This window comes from Paraphotobacterium marinum (assembly GCF_002216855.1).
Classification (GTDB): Bacteria; Pseudomonadota; Gammaproteobacteria; order Enterobacterales; family Vibrionaceae; genus Paraphotobacterium; species Paraphotobacterium marinum.
In genome coordinates this window covers 165,610-181,508 of the sequence record NZ_CP022356.1, presented here as the reverse complement: position 1 = coordinate 181,508, position 15,899 = coordinate 165,610, and the positions used below count along the sequence as shown (strand labels likewise).

16 protein-coding genes are annotated in these 15,899 nt (G+C 32.2%); 6 read left to right on the top strand and 10 right to left on the bottom strand.

The features are described 5' to 3' along the window. Window positions 1–5 precede the first annotated feature (5 nt). The gene (locus tag CF386_RS08045; RefSeq protein WP_089073918.1) at window positions 6–236 is read left to right on the top strand and encodes a hypothetical protein; all 231 of its coding nucleotides are present in this window, start codon (window positions 6–8) and stop codon (window positions 234–236) included. On the opposite strand, the gene CF386_RS08040 is transcribed toward CF386_RS08045, so the two are convergent. Beyond that, on the bottom strand, window positions 220–579 hold the full coding sequence (locus tag CF386_RS08040; RefSeq protein ID WP_089073917.1) for a LytR/AlgR family response regulator transcription factor: 360 nt from the start codon (window positions 577–579) through the stop codon (window positions 220–222). The two genes, CF386_RS08045 and CF386_RS08040, sit on opposite strands and share 17 nt — an antisense overlap. A gap of 764 nt (window positions 580–1,343) precedes the next feature. Between CF386_RS08040 and CF386_RS08030 the strand changes: the two genes are divergently transcribed. The 3 genes from CF386_RS08030 (at window position 1,344) to CF386_RS08020 (ending at window position 4,286) form a co-directional block, all read left to right on the top strand. Then, a complete protein-coding gene (locus CF386_RS08030; protein WP_089073915.1) occupies window positions 1,344–2,183 on the top strand; it encodes an MFS transporter in 840 nt (279 codons plus the stop codon). Between the two features lie 32 nt (window positions 2,184–2,215). Beyond that, on the top strand, window positions 2,216–2,527 hold the full coding sequence (locus CF386_RS08025; protein WP_145955032.1) for an MFS transporter: 312 nt from the start codon (window positions 2,216–2,218) through the stop codon (window positions 2,525–2,527). A 160-nt stretch (window positions 2,528–2,687) separates the two neighbouring features. Further along, the gene (locus CF386_RS08020; protein WP_089073913.1) at window positions 2,688–4,286 is read left to right on the top strand and encodes a peptide ABC transporter substrate-binding protein; all 1,599 of its coding nucleotides are present in this window, start codon (window positions 2,688–2,690) and stop codon (window positions 4,284–4,286) included. A gap of 110 nt (window positions 4,287–4,396) precedes the next feature. Here the strand turns inward: CF386_RS08020 and CF386_RS08015 are convergent, their stop codons facing one another. The 3 genes from CF386_RS08015 to CF386_RS13420 form a co-directional block, all read right to left on the bottom strand. Next, the gene (locus tag CF386_RS08015) at window positions 4,397–4,927 is read right to left on the bottom strand and encodes a cytochrome b (protein ID WP_225971813.1); all 531 of its coding nucleotides are present in this window, start codon (window positions 4,925–4,927) and stop codon (window positions 4,397–4,399) included. 43 nt (window positions 4,928–4,970) lie between these two features. Further along, the gene (locus tag CF386_RS08010) at window positions 4,971–5,663 is read right to left on the bottom strand and encodes an SDR family NAD(P)-dependent oxidoreductase (RefSeq protein WP_089073911.1); all 693 of its coding nucleotides are present in this window, start codon (window positions 5,661–5,663) and stop codon (window positions 4,971–4,973) included. A gap of 181 nt (window positions 5,664–5,844) precedes the next feature. After that, window positions 5,845–5,973 (bottom strand): hypothetical protein, encoded by a 129-nt coding sequence (locus CF386_RS13420; protein ID WP_264080499.1) that lies wholly within the window; start codon window positions 5,971–5,973, stop codon window positions 5,845–5,847. Window positions 5,974–6,172: 199 nt separating this feature from the next. Here CF386_RS13420 and trhO point away from each other — a divergent pair, with 199 nt between their 5' ends. Both trhO and CF386_RS08000 read left to right on the top strand, forming a co-directional pair. Next, window positions 6,173–7,159 carry an oxygen-dependent tRNA uridine(34) hydroxylase TrhO gene (gene trhO / locus CF386_RS08005; RefSeq protein WP_089073910.1) on the top strand — a complete coding sequence of 329 codons (987 nt, stop codon included), beginning with the start codon at window positions 6,173–6,175 and terminating at the stop codon, window positions 7,157–7,159. Between the two features lie 2 nt (window positions 7,160–7,161). Further along, window positions 7,162–8,604 carry a protein adenylyltransferase SelO gene (locus tag CF386_RS08000; RefSeq protein WP_089073909.1) on the top strand — a complete coding sequence of 481 codons (1,443 nt, stop codon included), beginning with the start codon at window positions 7,162–7,164 and terminating at the stop codon, window positions 8,602–8,604. A gap of 552 nt (window positions 8,605–9,156) precedes the next feature. Here the strand turns inward: CF386_RS08000 and CF386_RS07995 are convergent. From CF386_RS07995 to rarD, 6 genes are all read right to left on the bottom strand, one after another. Continuing rightward, window positions 9,157–9,357 (bottom strand): hypothetical protein, encoded by a 201-nt coding sequence (locus CF386_RS07995; RefSeq protein WP_089073908.1) that lies wholly within the window; start codon window positions 9,355–9,357, stop codon window positions 9,157–9,159. An 87-nt stretch (window positions 9,358–9,444) separates the two neighbouring features. Beyond that, window positions 9,445–9,903: a hypothetical protein gene (locus tag CF386_RS07990; RefSeq protein ID WP_089073907.1), complete on the bottom strand. Its 459-nt coding sequence runs from the start codon at window positions 9,901–9,903 to the stop codon at window positions 9,445–9,447. Further along, on the bottom strand, window positions 9,900–11,975 hold the full coding sequence (locus CF386_RS07985; RefSeq protein ID WP_089073906.1) for a hypothetical protein: 2,076 nt from the start codon (window positions 11,973–11,975) through the stop codon (window positions 9,900–9,902). Before CF386_RS07985 ends, CF386_RS07990 begins: the two co-directional genes overlap by 4 nt. After that, window positions 11,953–13,749 (bottom strand): hypothetical protein, encoded by a 1,797-nt coding sequence (locus CF386_RS07980; RefSeq protein WP_089073905.1) that lies wholly within the window; start codon window positions 13,747–13,749, stop codon window positions 11,953–11,955. The genes CF386_RS07985 and CF386_RS07980 overlap by 23 nt, the downstream gene beginning before the upstream one ends. Further along, window positions 13,742–15,052 (bottom strand): tyrosine-type recombinase/integrase, encoded by a 1,311-nt coding sequence (locus CF386_RS07975; RefSeq protein WP_089073904.1) that lies wholly within the window; start codon window positions 15,050–15,052, stop codon window positions 13,742–13,744. The genes CF386_RS07980 and CF386_RS07975 overlap by 8 nt, the downstream gene beginning before the upstream one ends. Before the next feature lie 68 nt (window positions 15,053–15,120). Next, complete coding sequence (gene rarD / locus CF386_RS07970) at window positions 15,121–15,897, bottom strand: EamA family transporter RarD (protein WP_089073903.1); 777 nt, start codon at window positions 15,895–15,897, stop codon at window positions 15,121–15,123. Between the last annotated feature and the right edge of the window lie 2 nt (window positions 15,898–15,899).

Sequence of the window (15,899 nt, the reverse complement as noted above, 5' to 3'; positions counted from 1 at the left end):
CAGATATGGCTAAAAAAGAACTAATCAAATTGATTAATGATATTGCACCATTGATACAAAATAGAAATGAGGCCGGTTTAAAAGAAAACATTCATTTAATTAAGGGTTTATCTGGTCAACTCGGATATCTAAAGTTATATAATTACATCCATTCTTTTGAACAAGCATTCATTGAAACCCAAAACTATAAATTAATAGATCTTGATATATTGAAGAGTTTTATTTTTCATGAGTAACCTTCATATTTTTCCAAATATCTTTAAACTTTTTTTGGTACGATCTTGAAACTGTAAAGCTTTCGCCATTCGTTAAACTAACAAAAACTTTGTTTGAGGGCTGTTTTGTGGAGACATGACTAATTTTTGTTAGATTTACTATAGACGATCGATGGATTTGAATGAAAGCTCTAGGAAGTCTATTTGCTATCTCTTTAGTGGTGCTTCTAACTGAAAAAAGTTCTTCTCCATTACTAAATTCCATATAATTTCCTGAAGATTGAAAATATAAAATATTTTGTACATCAATAAACAGTTCTCTGTCTCTTTTTTTTACAAAAATTTCTGAAATTTCAGGATTCATTGATTCTGTCAGAATGTTTTTCTGTTGATTTTGTTGTTAAGCTAGGGATTTTTCTCCAGAAAAATTATTGTTACGATAGTTAATAAAAAAAGTGCCTGTGGATAGCACCCCTCTTGATAACAGTATATAAAAAAACAATCCAATATAAGTCTTAAAGTCCGCTAAAATAATATAAGGTAATATTTTTTTTGAAAAATTTGCAAAAATTATTGAATGTGTTTCAATTGGTGGTTCAATAAAAAGGTTGGTTAAAAAATTCACATTTAGGTACACTATAATATGAATAGTTGTATAGACCAATAAAAGAAGGAAAAAGAGCACTCTATATTTAAGAATTATTAGAGATTTTTTTTTCGTATTAAAAAAATACTCAAAAGAAAAAATTAAACTTACAAACAATATGAACTGTATAATGTGGGTAAATATTAATTCTGTTGCATGATAATAATCAATTTCTTTATAGTTATAAAAAATCACACTTTGAAAATATTCATAAACAGGCTCTATTAAACTAAATAACCCTGAAACTACAATAAAATATATTAATAAAGGTCTTTCTTTTATAAATCTGAACAATTAAAGCTCCATAACCAAAATGGATAATTAATTTTATTATAACCTAAGTCAATCTCTATTAAAGTGTAACTTATTATTTAATTTTATTATTTCTACTTAGGAAATTATTTATATATTTTATAAAAGTTGAAAAGAAAAATAATAACCCTATAATTTTTAAATCATAAATAGAAACTAACAAATACAAAATGTCTACGATTAAAATCATACTATTAAGTGTTCTCATGGCTAGCGCTTACTTTTTTGCATCTGACATGTATGCTCCCAGCTTACCCTCCATGGCAAAAGCTCTTCAAGTTTCCGCCACTACAGCACAACAAACTGTCACTGATTTTTTAATCGCGTTTTCATTAATACAAATTTTTATTGGTCCATTATCCGAAAGATTTGGTAGAAGATATATTGCACTCCTCTCTTCTATTCTTTTTTTTATAGGAGCAATATTTTGTTTATTATCCTACAACCTAAATATGCTGATTATTGGAAGAATCTTGCAAGGTTTTGCAGCAGGTAGCTTATTTCTATTAGCTCGAGTCATAATGCAAGACTCTTTTGATAAAGAAAAATTAACCAGCTTATTAACATGGACTGGCATACTCTTTATGACACTCCCTGCACTTACTCCAACCTTGGGAGGATTTTTAGAACACTATTATGGCTGGAAGGGAAGCTTTTTCTTTATGGTATTACAATCTATCCTAATTTTTATATTACTCGTCTTTTTTTTAAAAGAGACCAATTTGAATAAAAACATGGATGCGCATAAACCAAAGAAGATTTTTAATGATTATAAACAAATCATAAAAAACTTTACTTTTTTAACCTATACACTGTTTGCGGTCATATCCGTATCTGGTATTCTTGTTTTTTATTTAATGGGATCTTTCATTGCCATCCAAACTTTTCATATTTCTCCTAAAATATATGGTTTATCTTCGCTAATTCTTATATCCAGCAGTATTTCCGGACGTTTTTTTACTTTAAATTTTTTGAAAAAGAAGTTCTCAGAATATTATTGTTTTTTATAGCTTTTTTTATTTTGATTTTAGGTTCACTGTTAATGTTTATTGCATCATATTTTGCATCATATGAATTAGTGCTATTTAGTATTATTATCTTTGCATTTGGCTCTGGATGTGTTCTGTCTATGGCTCCTGTTGGGGCTCTTTATGTTTTTCCAAGCTTAAAAGGACAGGCAGCTGCAATGTATGGAAGCCTTCAAATGCTTGGAGTTTTTGTTATAACCTTTATAGCGACCCACTTGACAAACTCTATAGAAATGATGGCTACACTTCTTTCTTGTATTTCAATTTTAGGTTTGATTGTATTAACTATGCATAAGTTACCAAAAAAAATTAAGCATGAAACTTAACTTTAGGGTTAAATAAAAATATCTAAAATTTTTTTTTATTTACTTTATGAAATAAACTTATTATCTTAAACTACTTAAATGGATTGTTTTAAAAAAGGATTTAAATATTAATTAAACAATAAGGCAAACACATGGCAAAAAAAATTTTTTTAAAAAAATATTGGTCACATCATCTATTTTTTTAACCATTTCAAGTAATGCATTTGCATCTGATAAACCTGAAAACGTTCAATTAGCTCAAAAACAAGAAGTAACATTAGGAATGGGTTCTGAAAGTAACTCATATGATCCTAATCTTTGCTCAACCCACGAATGTACCATTGTTTTAGTTAATTTATTTGAAACATTAACTCAAATTGGTAAAGATGGAAAGCCGGAGCCTGCAGCCGCAAAATCTTGGGATATTAGCTCAGATCATAAAGTTTATACATTTCATATACGAAAAGATGCTAATTGGTCTGATGGCAAACCTGTTACAGCAGAAGATTTCGTTTATTCTTGGCAAAGACTAGTTGCACCTCAAACAAGTTCAGAATATTCTTACTTTTTAGGTCTTGGTAATGTTCTAAACGCTGATGATATAATGAATGGCAAGAAAAAGCCAAGCGAGTTAGGTGTCAAAGCCTTAGACCAAAAAACATTCCAAGTTACCTTAAGTAAACCCACACCATTTTTTATTTCAATGACAAGCCAAATTAATCTGGCTCCTTTACCCAAAGAGATTGTGGAAAAGTTTAAATCTAAATGGGTTAAGGCACAAAATATAGTATCAAATGGAGCTTATACTCTTTCTGAGCATGTGTTAAATGAAAAATTTGTACTGAAAAAAAATCCAAAGTATTGGGATAGTAAGAACGTTCACATTACAAAAGCCACCTTTTTACCACTGGTGGAATCATCTGAATATAAATTATATGCTGCCGATAATCTTGATATGACCTATACAGTTCCAGTTGACTTAATTTCAAAGATTAAGCAGGAATATAATGATCAATTTAGAGCTACTCCAGGTTTGAAAGTAACTTATTTTGGCATAAATGTTAAAAAGCCCGCTCTCGATAAGGTTGATGTAAGAAAAGCAATTACAATAGCGATTAACAGAGATGCAATTGCAAAACAATTATTAAATGGTGCAGCTCTTCCAGCGTATAGCCTTGTTCCAAATAATGTAGATAACTACAAACCATTCAAACCAGATTACGCATCATGGAGTCAAGAAAAAAGAATTCAAGTTGCAAATGAATTGCTGAAAAAAGCCGGTTATAACCAACAAAACCCAGCCACCATAAACTTACTTTACAATACAGCAGACGTTAATCAGAAGTTGGCTGTTGCCATCCAAGCAATGCTTCAGCAAAGTTTGCCAGTTAAGGTTAAATTAGACCAAATGGAATGGAAAAGTATGTTAGCTCAAAGAAGTCAGCGTGATTATGGGTTACTCAGAATGACATGGATTGGCGATTTTAATGATCCTTCAACATTTTTAGCAAACTGGACAACAGGGAATGCTCAAAATGATGCACAGTGGAGTAACAAAGATTACGATAATCTGTTTGCAAAGTCCTTTGAAACCGAAGATCAAGAAAAAAGAAAAGATTTATTTTATAAAATGTCAGAGCTTATCGCCAAAGATGTTCCCGCAATGCCTGTATTTTATGGTTTAAATACACATCTTATCAAACCTGACTTAAAAGGTGTTATGAGTAACCCTTTGGATATTTATTATGTTAAAGATATGTATAAGGTAAAAACAAATTAACTTTTCTTTTATTGACTTTGAATGCACACACTATAATAGTCTGTGCATTTTTTTATACTTAGATAGTTAACCTATTTAATATGAGTGCTTTTATAAACTCTTTAACAAAGTTATTTAATTTCTATATTTTTTCCTAATATTCGTTGAACAAAATTTTCTTTTCGATAAATATGTCTAATTGCAGCAAAAATATGAATTAAAATTAAGGCAATAAATATATACCCACCATAATGATGCACTTCGTGAAATAATGAAGCTAAACTCCCATCAATAGGCAACTTTTTACCAAAGTCATCAATATTTCTAGCTAAGATCTCGACATCAAAAACTTTAAGTCCATTACCTGAGAAATAAGACATAGCTATTCCACTAACAGGCATAACTAATGTCATGGTTATCAATAAAAATTGAATACTATGAGCGCATCTGGTTAAGAGTACTGATTGATTTGTTATAGGCTCAAAGAATTTATTTCGAAATCTCCAGTATATTCTTAAAATAACAAATATAAGTAAAATTGCACCAATTGATTTATGAAGTGAATAAAATGAGTAATCTTTAAACTCTGTCATATACACACCCAGTGCAAGCATAAAAAGAATAAACAAACCAATAAACCAATGAAAAACACAGTAACCAATGTTAGTTTATATTTAGTATCTTTATACATCTTTTAATCACTCCTTAGGGTTGGACAATATCGCCACGCCAATCTATTAATTGCCCACTCCAAATCTTAGGGTCGTCTAAATTATCTATATTTTGTTTTAAATTATGAGCTGCTTCGTCAGGAGTAAAAAGCTTTTTTATCCCGCTGTTTTGAAAAGGTTTAGATAAATTTGTGTCTACAGTACCGGGATGATATGCCAGAATAATACTCTGAGGATATTTGTATCTCCATTCATTAGCGGTGTTTCTTACGAACATATTTAATGCAGCTTTACTAATTCGATAACTATACCAACCACCAAGTTGGTTATCCGAAATGCTGCCTACCCTTGCAGATAGAATCACAAATTTAATTGCATCCTTCCTTTTTAGATGAGCTGTTAATGATTTACACCAAAAAACACCAGGATAAAAATTTGCTTTCAAGTTCTCATCAAACCAATCAGATGTAAATGATGCAATTGTTTTTTCAGGCCCATGGCTTTGATTACTTAATAATCCAGTTGCTACTATAACGACATCTGGTATACCATTTTTAATTATAAAATCTGAAATTTGTCCTTCATCATTGGAGTTTACTTTTGCAAAGTTATTTTCTTGGACTTCTTTTCTGCCAATTAAGCGCACGCTACAATCATCTCTTTTTGAATATAGCCTATAAGTAGCTAACGCTATTCCACCTGTTCCAATAATCCAAATATGCTTCATTAGAAATAATTACCTTCTTTTGTGTCATGAAAGCTTAATCAAAAGAATATAATTAATTTCAATCAATTTAAATCTTAATTGATATGAAATGAATAAAATTTAGATGAAGTTATAAAATTTTTAATGATAATATGAAAGCTAAATATCATAACTCTCATAATATCATTGATCATTCTTAAATTTATTTTTGATTTTTTTTAAGAAATGCTTGATGCCTTGAATGGTAGTAAAGTTGGTAATCAACATTATTTTTTAATAACCTTTTGTTTTGAACATCATTTAATTTTTCAATTAAGTCTGTAAATTTCATACGTAACCCTCCTTTCCAAAATTAATAAACAACTAATATTTGTTTATTTTTTAAACAGTGTCAAGTTAATTATAATATTATGCGATTCATTACAATATGAAGTACCTAAAAAACTAAATTCATAGTTTTTTTTTATTATTAGTGTATAATTTGCTAAAACTTTTCGCGCTAAATTTACGCTTTAGAATGCTGAGGAACCATGAAAAATTATACAATTTGTGCACTTTATAAATTTGTTTCGTTACCGAATTATGTTTCATTGAAAGACCCTATTCATAATAAAATGAAAGAACTCCAAGTATTTGGAACTCTTTTATTAGCTCATGAAGGAATTAATGGCACCATAGCCTCAAAAGACTCCAATATAAAATTATTTTTAAAATGGTTGCAGAACTTAGAGAGTAATTTAAATCCTATAAGTTATAAATTAAGTTACGAAGATTCACAGCCATTTAATCGAGTAAAGGTTAAGCTTAAAAAAGAAATTGTAACAATGGGTGTTAGCACAATTGACCCTAAAAAAACAGTCGGAACATATGTAAAACCACAAGACTGGAATCAACTCATATCTGATCCCGATGTTTTGTTAATTGATACACGGAATGATTATGAAATTGAATTGGGTACCTTTGAAAATGCTGTAAATCCAAACACAAAGACTTTTAGAGAGTTTCCAGAATATACCAAAAAGCATTTGGATCCAAAAAAACACAAAAAAGTAGCGATGTTTTGCACAGGTGGTATACGCTGTGAAAAATCAACCGCCTACTTAAAGGAAGAAGGCTTTGAAGAAGTCTATCATTTGGAAGGCGGCATACTTAAGTATTTAGAAGAGATCCCTTCAAAAGAGAGTATGTGGCAAGGCGATTGCTATGTTTTTGATGGACGTGTTTCAGTTAATCATAATTTAGAAAAGTCAATACATGATCTGTGTCATGCTTGCCGTTTACCTATCACGCCTGAAGATAAACAACATGAACATTACGAGCAAGGTGTTAGCTGCCCTAAATGTTTCGGACAATATAATTCAGAACAACTTGCAAAATTTAGAGAACGCGAAAAACAAGTACAGTTGGCTAAAACACGAGGCGAAGAGCACATAGGTCATGACGCTCAAAAGATCATAACCGAAAGAAAAGAGCTTAAAAAACGACAAAAAGAAAAACAAAGAATGTTGAGTAAATAAATATGTTTAAAGACATCTATGCTAGCCTTGATCCTATTTTTTATGAAGTCATTAATCCAGAGCCAGTGAGTAAGCCTTCATTAGTTCTTTATAATAATGAATTGGCTCAACAGTTTAATTTGACCCTTAAAAACAATGAAATTGAAAATATTTTCTCTGGAAATGAAGTTCTAGATGGTGTTAATTCAAAAGCACTGGCCTATGCTGGGCATCAATTTGGTCATTATAATCCATCATTAGGTGATGGTAGAGCTGTTTTGCTTGGTCAGTTATCTTCTGATAGAGGACAACTTTTTGATTTTCAATTAAAAGGCTCTGGTCGAACAATGTTCTCAAGACAAGGCGACGGTCGTTATGCTATAGGTCCTGCAATCAGAGAATACATAATGAGCGAGGCACTTTATTATCTTAGAATCCCTACAACACGTTCTTTATGCGTTATAAAAACAGGTGATACTGTTTATAGAAATGATGTTTCTGAAGGCGCTGTTTTGACAAGAGTGGCAAGTAGTCACATTAGAGTGGGCACTTTTGAGCTTTTTGCAAGGGAAGAAAGCATTGAACATTTAAAACAATTAATAAACTTTACAATTGAAAGACACTTCCCCTCTTTAGAGCAGAATGATCCAGATAGATACCTCAAACTCTTAGTTAATGTAATCGACAAACAAATCAACTTAATCACCGAATGGTTAAGAGTAGGGTTTATTCATGGTGTCATGAATACAGATAATACATTAGTTTCCGGTGAAACCATCGACTATGGTCCTTGTGCAATGATGGGTCCCTATAGTTCAAATGCTTCATTTAGTTCAATTGATCGTTATGGACGATATAGCTTCTTAAATCAGCCAAAGATACTTCAATGGAATATGGCTCGTTTTGCTGAAACTTTATTACCCTTTATCAACACTGATCATGAGCAAGCGATTGAAATTGCAACTAAGATCATCAAAGACATTCCGAGCAAGTTTGATGAAAAATATAATATGATGATATCCAATAAAATTGGATTTCAAAGTAGTTCAGTAGAAATTATCGATCTTTTTGCAAAGCTGACTAGTCTCATGGAAAAAAATAAACTCGATTATACAAATACTTTCAGCTATCTTGAGCGAACTCTTGCCACAACTACTACTGAAAATGATAGCCAATATTCTTGCTTAAAAGATTGGCTTCAAGATTGGGATATTTTACTTCAAAAAAACAATTTGGACTTTGAAGTAACTATTAAATTGATGGAAAGAACGAATCCAAAAATTATTCCAAGAAACTATCACATTGAAAGGTTACTCAACGACTATGAAAAGACGGAAAGTTTAGATGAAATTCGTCATTTTTTAGACATCATTAAAAAGCCTTATCAAATGAACGAATCATTCAATAAATATAATAATTATCCAGAGAATTTTGACACAAGTTTCAAAACTTTCTGTGGAACCTAATAGGGTTTTAATTTAAGAAATAAAGCTTTATTTGGAATAAATATTAAAGTATATTTAAATAACTTTCTTGCAACTTTGTAACTGTTGCACGGATGCTTAAAAACAAGTGTACAAATCACAAAAGGTATATATTTTTATAATGAAAGTGGTACTACCTAGATTTTCTTTTTTAATGAATCTAATGTTACAATTACCAAAGCAAACCAAATCAAACCAAAAGTAAAAAGCTTTTCAATCGAAATGGGCTCATTGTATAAAAAAATAGCTATAAAAAAACCCATTGAAGGATTTATATATTGAAAATACTACCACAGTATTGACTTGAATAAAAACTGGAAAGATATATTTGAAAAGGCTTCGAGACCTTTTCCAGTAAAAAGGATAAAATTGCCGATTTTTACTGTATAAAGCGTATTTAAATTATCATTTTCCAGAATCATTCACAACACCTTTAAGTCTATTTTCTTACCTTTAATTATCATTAAATTATAGAAATAAACTCTAAACTGAGAATCACACCCAATTTTTTGAATTGGGTGTTCTTTCATCAAATTAATGATTTTCTTTTTTTGCTTTATATTCAACGATGAGAGCTTTAAATTTTTCTTCTAATGCTTTGGGGATACGCAAGACAACCGTTTCCTCTCTCTTTTTACGTCCAGATCCTTTCCTATATCCGCCATGACCATTTTTCCAACCAAATTCTTGTATCATATCAATTTGACCTTTAGGTGCATTTTTATCTTTTGCCATAAACTTCATCTCCTTTTTGAAAGTTGTTACGCTTTTCTAAACACTATAACAATCAATATCTTGATAGTTGTTACACTTTTCTAAGACTCATTTGATTGCAGATATATTATCTCTTCTTAACATATGATTTTCTTCTTTAAGCTTTTGATTCTCACGTTCCAACCTTTTCACTTTTTCATTTTCTTTAACCCAATGATCATCCATATGAAAGTTATGGCTAGTGAATGAAGCCAACTTTTCGCTTGCTTTGGTATATTTGTCTTTTAAGTTTTCCTTACTTCTTTTTTCTTTGCTTAGTTTGTCTTGTAGCTGATCTGCTCTAGGTTTAATCACCACACCCTGAGACTCAGCTATCTCTTTTTTGACTTGTTTTACTTTATCTACAAATTCAGGATAGTAGTAGATACTGCCATCACCGAGTTTCGCTTCTAGTTCAACTGCTCTAACACTTAATTTCTTTGTATTTGGGATGTTTTTCACTTCACCTTTAACAATCCTATCTAGTGCCATTTCAAGCCTAATTAGGGTATCTTCTCTTTTACTCATGATCTCACCTCAACAATATTTAGTTCTTTTTCAAAAGGGATAAACTCTATACCATGATCAAGCAGGACTTTTTCTGCTGCTCTTATTTTAATGATAAAGGCCGTTCGCTCACTGACACCAATTTCATCGGCTTCGGATTGCATATAAGTTGTCAGACTCGTGTGTTTTCTTTTCCACCATTTGGCATGTTCAGCATTAATAATGCTACTTCCCTTGCTACATTCAACACATGATTCAGGGTTAAACCGTCCTGACATCCCACAAGAATAACCAGAAGTGCAATAACTATGATGCGTATTATGAAGCGTGAGCTTTTTATCTTTTACCGCCTGATAAATATTATCCCAAGAGCTGTACATTTGAGGAAGATTGCCACGCATTTTGATAATAGCTTTTCCATGTGTTCCAGATAGAGCTTCATCTGTATGTATATGTTTAAACATCTCATTTGTAATGGCTTCATTGCCAGCATTATCCAATATCTTTTTGAATTCATTATCCATAATCAGCTTAAATGCTGCCTTTGCACCACCGTTACCATACCAATCGGTCATTGTAAGATAAAGATGTTTGAGCTGTTGCTTAAGGGCAATGGGGGTTCCCAAACGATTTTTGAAAAAGTAAAAAGCTAATGTTCGCCTAAATTGGTGGGTTGCTATTGGAAAAGGCTTTCCAACTTTAACTTTCTCTTTTATTTTATCTTGTGAATTTGGATTTGAACCCAAACACGCTTGATAATCCTCTTCAGTGACGATTAAATTAAGTTGATGACAAAGTTGTCTCAAACGAGCATTCCAACTCTTTATCAAGTACGGTTTACTAATGCGTTGAGATTGATTGACCCAAATGGTATTTGAGTATTTGGACTCAGGGTATTTAGCTTCCTTTCGCCATTTCTCAGTTAAAACTGTCATCAGTTCAATTGCCAACTCAGAAGAGCTTGCGGTGACCCATGTTTCTCTTTTCTCACCCAGCTTAAAGGTATGAGATTGAAGCATATGATATGTTCGACCGTTAAAGACTTCTTTGTAGTAGCTATGTGGGGTTAGTTTTTCAAGCTCTGAATATCGCATCCCACTAAAACCTCCACAAATGACATAACTTGCAGTGATGAGTTGATTCAAATATCTTTTAAAATCATTCCCATCTTTAAGAGAGATGTGTGGCAATTTGTTTACAAGTGGTGCAATGATATCTGCTATCTTTTTCGGCTCTTGGTCGTGAATCATGTTTGAATAAAGACGTGATTTTATTATCTCCCCATCTTCATTCATAAATTTATAAGGTTGTCCATTTAGAAGTTGAGCGTGGGCTTTAGCGTCAAGTATCTCTTTTCCTTTGAGGAAATTATCTTGTATTTCTTGCTCTGTCTGAGCAATCAGCTTTCGATGTGGGTAAGCTTTTTGAACCAGTTCAAAGGCTTTAGCAAATAGAGCATCACAGTAACGGTCTGGAATTGCTAGAGTTTGTTGATCCTCCTTCTCACTTAATTGTTCTGCTAATTTATAAACTTCTATTTTTTCCACAATACCATGTTGAATCTTGTGCCAGGAGGTTAAGTCCAATACTTTATTAATGACAATGAAAGCACTCTTTAAAGTGCCTTTTACTAAATCTTGGTTGCTCAAGTAAGTTTTAAAATCTCGCCAAACAGGGCTTTTGGAAAGAGATTGAATCGAGTCATGTTGACCCAGAGCAAGGAATTTATATGTTCTCCTGAGGTCTTTTAAGTTAGTTAATACAGTCGTAAATTTAACAGCTTTTCGTTGTTTGGTATTTTTGTTAAAGAGCCAGCCATAAGTGAATATCTTTAACTCACGTTGTAACTTAGGGTGGCTATCAAAATGGCTAAAATTGAATGTGTTTTCATTTTTTTGTGATTTACGAGAATAAGGTTTACAGTCCCACAGAGATTCGCCAAAGGTGGCGGTTATATTACCTTTTGCATCCTTGCAGATCACCACTTCATCTAACTCTTGATACCTTTTTTCGTGATATAAAGTCACAATATCAACGTCTTGTATTTTATGTTGCTCAGGAAATTTATGATCATATAAGTGTTTCGTTGGCATCAACAGGCTCCTTTATAGTTTGAGGAATCAGGTTAAAAATAGACTCAGGCTCATCATCCCAAAAAGGGTGTAAGCCCACTTCATCTAATTTTTCTTCGGCTTGTTTTAAAGTTGAGGGTTTCATTTGGGGTAGTATTTTAGAGTCAATAAAGTCGATGATATGTTGAAAATTCTTTTCATAATGAGCAACATCTAAATGATTCACTAGAGACTCTTCTAAATTGGCTCTAAAGGATAAGAGACACCAAATGTCTGATACGGAGTCAACAATGGCTTGGTGTTCACAGCCAAAGCAACTTAACAAGTCCGCACAAGCAGCGTTTTCATCTTCTTTAGCCAGTCCTTGCGTTTTCATTTTTCGAGTATATTTTTTAGCTTTTTCTCCAAAGGGATCTTTACAGCTGCCACCGTTTAATGTTCGGCTTAGTTTAGGTTGATATTTTGCATGTTCTTGGTCAATCACAAGGACATCAATACCTAAATTAGCTTGTGCTTGTTTGGGAGTAACGCCCTCTCTGACTTGCTCTTCACGAATACTCATAGCATCTTGTATCATTCCGTTATTGGAAAGCTTATTCCCTTGACTATAATTCCTAACTCTTACGTCAGGGGTATTTCCAAGCGTGATATCGTTTGCAACATCACCCGAATGATGGGCTACAATTTGACTGCCTGTTTGTCGAAAGCGACTAATGATTGGTTTAAGTTTTCGTCCTGTTTGGTCGGTCATTTTAAAGGTCTTATCTAGCCAGATTACAAAATTTCCTAACCTATTAGACTTCATTGGTTGAATTTTATTATGGTAAACTGATTTTAATAATAAAGTATCTGCATCATCGCAGATTATTTTCGATGCTTTGAGTAATTTATCAAAAAATTGGATGGCATATTGCGGAATACCTAGCTCATGCTCTCCCATTACAATGGAGATTGTTTTAAAGGCTCTTCTCTTAAAAACAGGCATGTTGTACCATGTTTCACCAAGCGTTGTGGAAGCGTTTTGTGGTTGTTTCAGCTCGAATAATGAATAAGTGTTCGCTGAGGTGTAATAAGCCAACAGATAACAAGCAGCACACATCATTTTATTGATGCCAGACTTAAGCCCATAATCACGCCCTTTCCAATGAAAAGTCATATTGGGGGTGTTTGAATGTGCCTTCATATATCGCTTTGGATTATCCATAAACTGCTCATGTGTTTGTTTAAATAAAGCACGCAATAAAGGGAGCAGCTGCTTTAAATCACTTTGGTTATAGGCTTCATGTGACTCGATGTCACTTTCATCTCTGACCACAACATGGTCAAAATAAGAGGATGGACAATCAGCATATTGAATACAAGACTTACGTAAATCTCTCCTCGTATGGGTATAGCTTGAGTTTTTAAGCTCTCCACGCATAACTCGCTCATTTAGAGCGTTCATAAAACCTTCAATAGAGATTTGCGTGAAGACTAAAACATCTTCTTGGTCACACCAGAGTATGTAAAGTAATAGATGTCCAAAATAGGACTTAAGCGAAGCATGTCTTGTACCTTCTTCAAGGGCTTCATCAAATCTGGATTTCAGTTGAACAACGATTTCTCTTCGATGGGCATCTTCTGAAAACTTGCCTTGTTTAAGATCTTTAGTACTTGGGAAAATCTGATACTTGTGCCTATTTTCATCTTTATAGAGTTTGAACAACAGACGATTAAAGTCTAATGTATGGCCAGTTGAAAGTTTATCAATGCATAAATCAGGGTTCCACTGATATAAATAGGTCACATTACTCATATTCTTCTTCCTCTATAACATCATGCATAATTTGAGATAAAAGACCTAATTTGGTTTTAAAGGTTTCTTTTTGTTCGAGATAATTTAAATATTTCCACGTTGTTCGTTCATTTCTATGCCCCATCCACATCATAAGTAAGTTCAAAATTTGACTCTGAGGTAAGTTGTTTTCAAGTAAATCATGGAGTCGATAGGTTGCATAGGTGGAGCGTAAATCGTGAAAACGATGATCAAATTTAGGGTGTTCTTTTTTAATTTGTTTTTTTAATTCTATCCATCTGGATTCAATAACTTTTGATGTAGCAGGATATCCATGACTACTAACAAACAAAGGTTCATGCTTTTCACTTCGGTTAAGAGCATCTAACAAAGATTCGGAAGTTTTTCGTTTTGAGGGTTCTAAATTTTTTAACTTGTTAACACGCTTGAACCGTCGATCTGAAATCATATATTTTTTGATCTCTTTTAAAAGTGAACTCGACATTTCTATTGTTCTTTTGATGCCAAATTTGGTTTGAACACCATTGTTAGGACCTACAGTGACAGAATAAATATGCTCTGATTCAGCAAAAGGAGTCGCTGTTTCAATGGCTTCTAGGGTTAAAGTTGCGACTTCTTGTATTCTTAAACCAGTACCTACAGCAATCATAATTTGAAGCTTTAACTCTTCGGTAATATGAGGGAAATAACGCACTAAAATTTTGAAGTTTTCAAGGCTTAATGGTTTCAATGGACGTATATTTTTACTATTGCTGTCTCTAGGAACTTTTATTCTTAAGTCAGTTGTTTCGACGCTAAATTCTTTACTGGTATGTGCCAACATATCATCTCTAGACTTTCCCACAAACTCCGTAATAAAAGGAGCTGCTTTGGGATCTGAAACTCTTAAGTATCCTTCATACATCAACCATTTATAATACTTTACAATATAATTCATACGTGTACTTGCAGTTGAAGCAGCTAAATCTTCATTTTTGATAGCTTTCAATAAGTGCGAACGAAATAAATAAGTTGGTTTCATTCGCTTTATGGTGGGAAATACGTCCCATTCAAGATTATTGTCTTCCAAGAATGTATAATAATGTTTTAAAGCTTGAGTGAGAGGATTTATATCTTTAGCTTGCTTCACTGCTTTTTGATAGAAAATATATCTATTGGCTTGGCGGTTAAACTCACCATCTTTTGAATATAATCCTGATAAAGATCCTATATTTCCTGAAATCGGTTTTATTATGCATTTTCCATCCACTATAGAAAGTTCCGTGTTGGTATATACATCTGCTGATTTAATAAGATATGCCATGATGCTCTATTCCTTGAAAAACTGTTTACTTAGACAGTATTATTTATAATTAAAATGTTTTCCAGAAATTAATATTTGAAGTAAGATGCAAATCCCAATAATACTGTGTCAGAATGAAAAAAACCGACAGTGGAAAGCTTTAACTTTTTGGTTGCATTATTAAAAAAAATGAGAGGTAATGTTGTCATAACTCCCGAACAAACCAATAATAGATCTTTTAAAAAAGAATAGTGTAAATAATCCTGAACAGATATAGAACTGTGAAATAACAAATAGAAAAATGCTACTGGTGTAAAAAGTGATGTTTCAATGAATAAACCAACTTGAGATTCGATAGGAAATTTTTTTTTGAGCAGTGCGTAAAAGCCAAAAGTTGTAGCTAAACTAAGAGCTATCCAAGGAAAAAATCCTATCGAAATGACTTGATATATAACTGCCATCAAAGCAATAATAATAGCAATTAACTTCCATTTACTTAAGCGTTCATTTAAAAATAACATGCTTAAAAAAACCGTAATAATTGGATTTATAAAATAACCTAAACTCGTTTCCAATATATGGTTTTGATCAATACTCCAAATGTATATAAACCAGTTCGAACATATTAATGTTGATGAAAGAAATAGTATAAATACTTTTTTTTTGTTGACTAGGATTAGTCTAATGTATTTAAATTTTTTAAAGAAAAAGACTAGCAATAAAATAAAAACAAAGGACCAAATAATGCGATGGCATAAGACAATATATGAAGGAACACCATCTAAAAGTTTGTAATAAATTGGGGCTAGCCCCCACAGAAAATAGGCCAAAATAATATTTATATAACCAGAAAATTTATCAGTCATGC

Bases quoted from the DNA above. Each gene is read 5' to 3' on its own strand.
- CF386_RS08045 (WP_089073918.1), top strand. From the start codon at position 6: ATGGCTAAAAAAGAACTAATCAAATTGATTAATGATATTGCACCATTG.
- CF386_RS08040 (WP_089073917.1), bottom strand. From the start codon at position 579: ATGAATCCTGAAATTTCAGAAATTTTTGTAAAAAAAAGAGACAGAGAA.
- CF386_RS08030 (WP_089073915.1), top strand. From the start codon at position 1,344: ATGTCTACGATTAAAATCATACTATTAAGTGTTCTCATGGCTAGCGCT.
- CF386_RS08025 (WP_145955032.1), top strand. From the start codon at position 2,216: ATGTTTATTGCATCATATTTTGCATCATATGAATTAGTGCTATTTAGT.
- CF386_RS08010 (WP_089073911.1), bottom strand. From the start codon at position 5,663: ATGAAGCATATTTGGATTATTGGAACAGGTGGAATAGCGTTAGCTACT.
- CF386_RS13420 (WP_264080499.1), bottom strand. From the start codon at position 5,973: ATGAAATTTACAGACTTAATTGAAAAATTAAATGATGTTCAAAACAAA.
- trhO (WP_089073910.1), top strand. From the start codon at position 6,173: ATGAAAAATTATACAATTTGTGCACTTTATAAATTTGTTTCGTTACCG.
- CF386_RS08000 (WP_089073909.1), top strand. From the start codon at position 7,162: ATGTTTAAAGACATCTATGCTAGCCTTGATCCTATTTTTTATGAAGTC.
- CF386_RS07995 (WP_089073908.1), bottom strand. From the start codon at position 9,357: ATGGCAAAAGATAAAAATGCACCTAAAGGTCAAATTGATATGATACAA.
- CF386_RS07990 (WP_089073907.1), bottom strand. From the start codon at position 9,903: ATGAGTAAAAGAGAAGATACCCTAATTAGGCTTGAAATGGCACTAGAT.
- CF386_RS07985 (WP_089073906.1), bottom strand. From the start codon at position 11,975: ATGCCAACGAAACACTTATATGATCATAAATTTCCTGAGCAACATAAA.
- CF386_RS07980 (WP_089073905.1), bottom strand. From the start codon at position 13,749: ATGAGTAATGTGACCTATTTATATCAGTGGAACCCTGATTTATGCATT.
- CF386_RS07975 (WP_089073904.1), bottom strand. From the start codon at position 15,052: ATGGCATATCTTATTAAATCAGCAGATGTATATACCAACACGGAACTT.
- rarD (WP_089073903.1), bottom strand. From the start codon at position 15,897: ATGACTGATAAATTTTCTGGTTATATAAATATTATTTTGGCCTATTTT.